This is a genomic window from Dyella sp. (assembly GCF_035508675.1).
GTDB lineage: Bacteria > Pseudomonadota > Gammaproteobacteria > Xanthomonadales > Rhodanobacteraceae > Dyella_B.
The window spans coordinates 1-7,891 of sequence record NZ_DATJMN010000116.1; the positions used below are offsets into that span (position 1 = coordinate 1).

The 7,891-nt window shown below is 60.2% G+C and carries 8 protein-coding genes; 5 read left to right on the forward strand and 3 right to left on the reverse strand.

Annotated features, from left to right (window positions below):
• Both VMA74_RS06770 and VMA74_RS06775 read left to right on the forward strand, forming a co-directional pair.
• Window positions 1-1,365: cytochrome b/b6 domain-containing protein (locus VMA74_RS06770; protein WP_325365876.1), on the forward strand; the 1,365-nt coding region annotated here is incomplete at its 5' end.
• The gene (locus VMA74_RS06775) at window positions 1,358-2,113 is read left to right on the forward strand and encodes a molybdopterin-binding protein (protein ID WP_325365877.1); all 756 of its coding nucleotides are present in this window, start codon (window positions 1,358-1,360) and stop codon (window positions 2,111-2,113) included. The genes VMA74_RS06770 and VMA74_RS06775, both read left to right, overlap by 8 nt.
• Before the next feature lie 83 nt (window positions 2,114-2,196).
• On the opposite strand, the gene VMA74_RS06780 is transcribed toward VMA74_RS06775, so the two are convergent.
• Window positions 2,197-3,114: a LysR family transcriptional regulator gene (locus VMA74_RS06780; RefSeq protein WP_325365878.1), complete on the reverse strand. Its 918-nt coding sequence runs from the start codon at window positions 3,112-3,114 to the stop codon at window positions 2,197-2,199.
• A 104-nt stretch (window positions 3,115-3,218) separates the two neighbouring features.
• Here VMA74_RS06780 and VMA74_RS06785 point away from each other — a divergent pair, with 104 nt between their 5' ends.
• Window positions 3,219-3,968 (forward strand): SDR family oxidoreductase, encoded by a 750-nt coding sequence (locus VMA74_RS06785; protein WP_325365879.1) that lies wholly within the window; start codon window positions 3,219-3,221, stop codon window positions 3,966-3,968.
• A gap of 156 nt (window positions 3,969-4,124) precedes the next feature.
• Here the strand turns inward: VMA74_RS06785 and VMA74_RS06790 are convergent, their stop codons facing one another.
• Window positions 4,125-4,685: a TetR/AcrR family transcriptional regulator gene (locus tag VMA74_RS06790; protein WP_325365880.1), complete on the reverse strand. Its 561-nt coding sequence runs from the start codon at window positions 4,683-4,685 to the stop codon at window positions 4,125-4,127.
• A 325-nt stretch (window positions 4,686-5,010) separates the two neighbouring features.
• Here VMA74_RS06790 and VMA74_RS06795 point away from each other — a divergent pair, with 325 nt between their 5' ends.
• Window positions 5,011-5,556: a sigma-70 family RNA polymerase sigma factor gene (locus VMA74_RS06795; RefSeq protein ID WP_325365881.1), complete on the forward strand. Its 546-nt coding sequence runs from the start codon at window positions 5,011-5,013 to the stop codon at window positions 5,554-5,556.
• Window positions 5,557-5,576: 20 nt separating this feature from the next.
• The gene (locus tag VMA74_RS06800; protein ID WP_325365882.1) at window positions 5,577-6,194 is read left to right on the forward strand and encodes a DUF1109 domain-containing protein; all 618 of its coding nucleotides are present in this window, start codon (window positions 5,577-5,579) and stop codon (window positions 6,192-6,194) included.
• 78 nt (window positions 6,195-6,272) lie between these two features.
• Here the strand turns inward: VMA74_RS06800 and VMA74_RS06805 are convergent, their stop codons facing one another.
• The gene (locus tag VMA74_RS06805; RefSeq protein ID WP_325365883.1) at window positions 6,273-7,826 is read right to left on the reverse strand and encodes a methyl-accepting chemotaxis protein; all 1,554 of its coding nucleotides are present in this window, start codon (window positions 7,824-7,826) and stop codon (window positions 6,273-6,275) included.
• Between the last annotated feature and the right edge of the window lie 65 nt (window positions 7,827-7,891).

Sequence of the window (7,891 nt, forward strand, 5' to 3'; positions counted from 1 at the left end):
AAGCCGAACCCCAACATTGCCATGCACGTTGCGCCGTTGGGGTTCGGCTTCGCCTCACCGCCAACCTACGCAAGCTTCCTGCGAGGCTGTCATCTTGCCTTGATCCCGCCTGGGCTTGGACTGGCCGCGCTCGACCAAAGCTTGAGTCAAACAAGTGCCGATTTGTTGCTCTCCAGGATGTGTTTGGAGGTGGGTCGATTGTGGCCGATGTGTGGATACCACCCAGGCAGTGGCCGCTCGGGGCCGATGCGGGGATTTCACCCGGCCCACGAATGGCTTCTGCATCAGCGTCTTGACACTTTCCCCTTCCCGGCGAGTAACCTCACCCAGCATGGCAGCGAAGTCATGCAGGATGGGGCGATTCCGGCAGTAGAGGGGCCACTTCCGTCGCACCCCATCATCAGGCTGCTCGGTTCGCCATGTCTTGCAGAGGTACCCCTCGTGAATACGGAAAGTGTTGCCGCCGCCGAGATGGACACGCCGACTGCCGCGTTGCCCGATGAACCATCCAGCCGGCTGGTTTATCGGCATACGCTGCCCATCCGGATCATGCATTGGATCAATGTCATCGCACTGTCGCTGATGTTGTTCAGCGGCTTGCAGATATTCAATGCGCATCCAAGCCTTTACTGGGGCAATCGATCCGACGCTGGCAAGGAACTCCTGACCTTGGGTGCCCGTCGGGATGCAGCAGGAAACCTTGTCGGTACCACCCGGATCGGCCGCCACGTATTCATCACCACCGGAGTGCTGGGCGTATCCAAGGGCATCGATGGCACGCCCGATGTTCGCGGCTTTCCTTCCTGGCTCACCGTGCCCGGTCCCGCCTGGCTGGCGATGGGAAGGCGCTGGCACTTTTTCTTCGCCTGGGTGTTCGTGCTCAACGGGCTCTGCTACGTTGGCTATTCCCTCGCTCGACGGCATCTGCAGCGCGACCTGTGGCCTACACGTAGCGATTGGCGCGGCATCGGCCGCTCGATCCTCGACCACATCCGCTTCAGGCATCCGCAGGGTGAAGAGGCGCTGCGCTACAACATCCTGCAGCGGCTCGCCTACCTGATCGTGATCTTCGTATTCGGTGTCGGCATTGTGCTGATGGGCCTGGCGATGTCGCCGCGCATGGATGCGGTGCTCTCGCCCTTGCTCGAGGCCGTTGGCGGCCGGCAATCGGCGCGAACCATCCATTTCATCATCGCCTGGGCGTTCGTGGCCTTTGTGGTTATCCATGTGTTCGAGGTGCTTATAAGCGGCGCAGTCAATCAGCTGCGCGGCATGATCACCGGTTACTACAAAGTCGACGCAGGCAAGGGCGACACTGCCAAGCCCGACCAGCCGGCCGCTGTGGAGGAGGATTCCCATGACTGATCGCCGATCGTTCCTGCGCATGGTCATCATGGGTACGGCCAGCCTGATCGTCGCCGGCTGCGACCGCATTTCCCAAAGCAGCTGGGGTCCGAAGGTACTGGACAAGGCCGAAGGGCTGAATCGCCGCGTGCAGGCTTTGCTGGCGCCATCCAGCGCGATGGCGAAGGAATACACCGAAGCCGACATCTCTCCGGTATTTCGTCCCAATGGCACCACGATGCCCAACACGCCGGCGTATCAAGCGCTGCTGGCGAACCAGTTCCGTGACTACAAATTGCAGGTGGACGGCATGGTCAGCCGCCCGGCCATGCTGTCGATCGACGACCTTAAAAAACTCGACACGCGCACGCAGATCACCCGGCACGATTGCGTGGAAGGCTGGAGCGTCATCGGCAAGTGGCAAGGCACCCTGCTCTCCGCCGTTCTCGACCATGTCGGGGTCGATCCGCAGGCGCGCTTCGTCGTTTTCCACTGCTTCGACGAGATGGACGTGGATACGCCCTATTACGAGAGCGTGGACATCGAAGAGGCAAGGCATCCGCAAACACTGCTCGCCTTCGCCCTGAACGATAAGCCGCTGCCGGTGCCCAACGGCGCACCTTTGCGCCTGCGCGTGAGCCGGCAACTTGGCTACAAGCAGGCGAAATACCTGCGCCGTATCGAGCTGGTCAAATCCTTCGACACGATCGGCGACGGCAAGGGCGGCTACTGGGAAGACCAGGGCTACGAGTGGTACGCCGGCATCTGAGCGAGCGTGGGCCACCCATCGACGGTGCCTTGTGCCAGCGTGAGCTTATGGTTTGCCGGAACTTGCATTGCCATGCAGTGACGTCATGCCGTCGCGTCGACTCCGTTAACAAGACGCCGCGCCAAGCGTGTCTGCTTCAGTTGCGAGAGCCACCATTCGAGTGCACGCCCTACGTGGTCATTTCGCCACGCTACATAAAGCACATTGGGTTCGCGTGCATCGGCGACGCGCTTTTCTACAAGCTTTCCATTTTTCAATAACGACTGCACGCGTCGACGCGGCAACCAACCAATACCGAGGTCATCGCAATGCGCTCGGATCTTGGCATGCATGCTCGGTACGGCAAGTGTCTGCTGACCGGCCAGCCAACCGTATCCGCGGTTCTCGATGGAGCGCGAAGTATCGGCCACCACCACTGCGCGATGGGCTAGCAATTGCTCTTGCTGCAACGGTTCACGCGCCTTGGCCAATGGGTGCCTCGGTGATATGGCAAATACCCATTCCATCACGCCCAATTCGAACCATCGTAATTTTGGAATGGCCGGCGGTGCATTGGTGGCGCCGATCACCAGGTCGGCGCGCCCATCACGCAGAGCCTCCCACGTGCCCTGCAGGACTTCATGCGTAATGCGTAACGCAACGCCCGACTGCAGCGCATCGAAAGCGCGAATAACAGGCACGAACGTTTCGAATTCCATAATTTCGTCCGTGACAATCCAAAGTCGATCCTCCCACCCTCCAGCCACCTGCTTGACGCGGCGGGTGAGTCGCGACACATCCAGGGCCAATCGTTGCGCTTCCTGAGCCAACAGTTGGCCGGCCGGAGTCAACTGCAGTCGGTAACGGCGACGATCGAATAACAATGCGTCAAAGCGCGTCTCCAACTGACGCGCGGCGTGCGAAACGGTTGAGGGGGCTTTGCCCAATGCTGCTGCGGCCCTGGTGAGGCTTCCCTCGGCTTCGATCGCCTGAATCAACGCCAATTCTTCATCGGTCAACATGTTCGATACCTTCGAACGAGTGCGTCGACGCCATGGTACGGCAATTCACGTGGCATCGCGCACGATATCTGCGTCCCAACCACTGTGTTCACCGAGGAAAAACCATGAATCGTTTCAACGAAAAGACCGTTCTTGTTACGGGAGGTACCAGCGGCATCGGCCTGGCAGCGGCCAAGGCTTACGCTGCCGAAGGCGCCCGCGTCGTCATTACTGGTCGTGACGAGGCTGCCCTGGAAAAGGCTCGCAAGGAGATTGCCGATAATGCCATAGCGTTGCGCAGCGATGCCGCTTCGTTGCAGGACGCCAATTTGCTTGCTCATTTCCTGACCCAGCTAAACGTCCGCCTGGATGCGGTATTTATCAATGCCGGCATCGCCAAATTCGCCCCCTTTGCGGACGTGCAGGAATCGCTCTGGGACCAGATCTTCAACATCAATACCAAGGGCGCGTACTTCCAGATCCAGGCGTTGCTCCCCTTGCTCAATCGCGGCGCCGCGATCGTCATCAACGGTTCGATCAATGCGCATATCGGCATGCCCGGGTCGAGTGTGTACGCCGCTAGCAAGGCAGCGCTGATTTCGCTTGCCAAAACCTTGTCCGCCGAACTGCTGCCGCAGGGTGTCCGCGTAAATGTGGTGAGCCCAGGCCCCATCGGCACTCCCATTTACGGCAAGCTTGGATTGGATGCCGCTTCACTGGAAGCCACTGCCAAGCAGATTCAAATGCAGGTGCCGCTTGGCCGTTTCGGCACATCGGAGGAACTCGCCTCGACGGTTTTGCACGTGACTGCACCTGAGTCTGGGTTCATCGTAGGCACCGAAATCATTGTTGACGGCGGCATGAGTCAACTCTAGAACCGGTACCTCTGCCCGCCCCAAAAGGACGGGCAGAGGTCGAAACCGAGTGGCGAAGGCCATCCACTCAAATGGCTAACTAAGCGGGGATCGGCGCGTGTTGCCACGAAACCTGGCGATTGGCTGGCGGGCAAGAGCAACCCGATTGAACACCCATCAGCGCTGCTTCAAGAGCTCCAATGCCGGACGCGCAAGTCCTTCCAACAAGCTTCGCTCCGGTCGCGCTCGGGCGAGGACGCGGATGCCCAGGTGCACGCCTAATAGGAGTCGCGCCAGGTCTTCGGCCGACTGCGTGGTCGGTATCTCGCCGGCCTGTTGCCCGGCCTGCACGCAGCGGCGGAAAAAGGCTTCGACCTTGGCCAGCACCTGGGCGATGGTCGCCTGGAAATCAGGGTCATGGGGCGCGACCTCCAGCGCGGAATTGACCAACAGGCAGCCCTTGCGGTCCTTATCCTGAATCGAGCGTTCGATGATCTCGCGGAAAAAGGCCTCAAGCGTTGCCCTGGGAGACAAGTTGTTCTCAAAGCGCCCTACCCGGTCGCCGAAGCTTGTTTCGACATAGTGCGCAAGCGCACGGCCAAACAGCGAGCGCTTGTCGCCGAAGGCGTTGTAGAGGCTTGCCCCGGTAATCCCCATGCGTTGGGCCAGATCGCGGACGGAGGTAGCCGCGTAGCCATACCTCCAGAACTGCTGCATCGCCGCGTCTAGCACAGCCATTTCGTCAAATTCCCGCGGGCGTGCCATGGTGTCTTAAGCGTCAGCCTTGAATTGATACGATGCTTTGATATTCTAAAGCAACCGCTCTAAAACCGCCGCCTTCCAGAGAATCGATGGATATCAAGGGTAAACGCGTAGTCATCACGGGCGGTTCCAGGGGCATCGGGGTTGCCCTCGCCGCGGCGCCAGGGCAGAAGGCGGCGCTACGCCTCATGACTGGGCGCCGGGGTGATCGCGCTGCGTTTGATGCTCGTTTTGCGGGTATCCACGGTGCGCTGGTCGAAGCATTACGAGACCACACTGCGGTGTGACGGAGCGTGCCACGGTGTATTCGGAAGAAGCCCGATTGAAGGCGTTATTCATCAGCAGCTTGGATGGTGATGCGGTCAGCTATCGACTTTTCTTAAGCGACCTGACGCGCTATTTGCGCGGATACCTGCGCAAGCGCATACCCAAGATGCGCGAAGACATCGAAGACCTGATTCAAGAAACATTGCTTGCCGTGCACCATGCACGTCACACGTACCGGCCCGAAGAGCCGCTGACCGCATGGATTCACGCCATAGCGCGTTACAAGTTGATGGATTTTTTCCGCGCACGTGCACGCCGCGATGCGCTGAATGATCCGATCGATGATCACCAGGACATTTTTTCCTTGTCGGACGATGAGCCCGAAGACGCACGCCGGGATATACGCAAGCTCCTGGACTATCTCCCCGACAAACAGCGCCTGTCCATCCTGCATGTTAAACTGCAAGGCATGTCGATCGCAGAGACTGCCACCCTGTTGGGACTTTCAGAGTCCGCCGTGAAGGTAAACGTGCATCGCGGCATCAAGGCACTGGCTGCACGCATGCGGGAGGCGCTATGAGGAGCGAAGACCTGGTCGCGTTGCTCGCCAAGGATATCGAGCCGGTCAAGAAGAACACGCTGGCGAGGCTTCTCACCGGCTCGTTGCTGCTGGCACTCACGGGGGCAGCCGTATTGATGGCGATGGTCTTTGGCGTTCGCCCTGACCTTTCGAGCGCCATTGCCACGCCCATCTTTTGGGAAAAGCTCGCCTTTCCGTTGAGCCTGAGCGTTGGCGCGGCGATAGCCACCAGTCGACTGAGCCGGCCCGCCGCCTCGGTGGGTGTGGCGTGGGTCATCCTGATTCTTCCTGTCGCCTGTGTCTGGATGGCTGGCATCGCGGTGGTGGGCGCGGCGGCGCCGGCCGACCGAGCCGTTGCCATATTCGGGCAATCCTGGCGATCGTGCCCTTTCAATATCCTATTGCTTTCCATCCCAGGCTTTATCGCCATCTTCTACGCCGTCGCACACTTGGCACCGACACGTTTGCGACTGGCCGGCGCGGCCTCGGGATTGCTCGCAGGAACCGTGGCGACGGTGGCGTATTGCTTTCACTGCCCTGAGATGAGTCCAGCCTTCTGGAGCATCTGGTATCTGCTCGGCATGGCGATCGTCGCAGCCTTGGGCGCACTGCTGGGTCCGCGATTGTTGCGCTGGTAGCGGCGCAATGCGCCGAACTTAAGACCTCTGCGCGATCCTTCGCAGGTTCGGTCTTGAGTCGCTCCTCTCAGGCCAGTCTCAGCGGCTGGTCTGAAAGACACTGACCGCCTTGACCAGCCGGCCTGCATCACCTTCCAACGCCCCTGCTGCGCTGGCCGTACGCTGCACCAGCGACGCGTTGTGCCGTGTCGCCTTATCAAGGTCCGCAATGACTTGATTCACGTTCGCTATGGCGTCGGATTGCTCGGAGGTGGCTACCGCAATGTGCTGCACCGTCGCGGTGACACGCTCGACTGAGTCGACGATCTGATGCATCGCGGCGTTTGCCTCCAAAACCTGCTGGGCACCGGCTTGCACCGACTCGCTCGATGCCTCGATAAGCAGCTTGATCTCCTTGGCCGACTGGGCGCTGCGCAGCGCCAGGGAGCGCACCTCGGTGGCAACCACGGCAAAGCCTTTGCCGTGCTCGCCGGCGCGCGCAGCTTCGACTGCCGCATTGAGTGCCAGGACATTCGTCTGGAACGCAATGCCTTCGATGATGCTCACGATATCCGCGATACGCCTGGCATTCTCCGACACAGCGTCCATCGTCGAAGCGACCCGCGACACTTTCTGCTTGCCGAGCACCGCGTCCATCCGCGCTTCGCTCGCCAAGGTGCCCGCCTGTCGTGTGTAGGACGCATTTTGACTCACTGCGGCGGCCAACTGCCCCAAGCTCGTCGAAGCCTGCTGCAAAGAGGCCGCTTGTCGCTGCGTGTGGCCGGATAATTCCCGGTTATCGCTGGAGATGTGCCGAATGCCAAAGCTGACGTCATTCGTACCCTGGCGAATCGTGGCAACGGTATGCACAAGGTCGGACTGCATCACATTCAGCGCCGTGAACAGTGATCCGATCTCGTTTTTCGCGCGGCTTTCAATCGCCACGCTCAGGTTGCCCGTCGCCATGCGCTGAAAGGTCTGCGTCACCTCGCGCAGCGGTCGCAGCAGTACCCGGTAGATCAGCTGCCAGTAAAGGATCAGCAAAAATAGCGACACCACGGCCATGCCGACGGCCACCTGGCCATTGCGATCCGCACGCGCATCCGCTTGTGCTTTCAGTAAGTCACGTCGCTGCTTGGCCGCTTCAATGGCGTCCCGCAGCGTGGACTGAAAGGCCGAGTCCGCTTTTTCGGCACCGCTGGTCGCCGCTACATAGTCGTTCAACGATACGTCGTAAAGGGCTTCCTCGCGGGTGCCAAGGATGTCGGTGTAGCTTTTGTAGGCGTCGCTGATGCGATGCACCTCCTCGGCGGCGGCATCGTCACTTGAGACGTTTGCGCTCCAAGACTTGAAGATCTTGTCGGCTTGCATGCGCAGCGCCGACGCGCGGCGCGTGTAGTCGGTGGCGGCGACCTGGTTGCCACGCTGAAGATGGATATAGGCGTTATCCATGTTCACGAGTGTGGTGAGCAACAACCGTTGAATCTCATGCAAGGGCTCGATGTCGGAGGTGGACAGGCGATCGAGCTCGCCTACCGTTCGAGTCGCCTGTTTGGCGTCCGCCCAGGCCTGCGCCACCGACCACCATAGTGCGACGGAAAACAGCCCCAGAAACACGAGCAGCCACGTCCGTATCGTCAACTTCGCCCACATGAACTGTTCCCCCGGTGCCTGTCGTCACTCACACGTTTGCGTTACTTGATGCCAAACACCTTGTC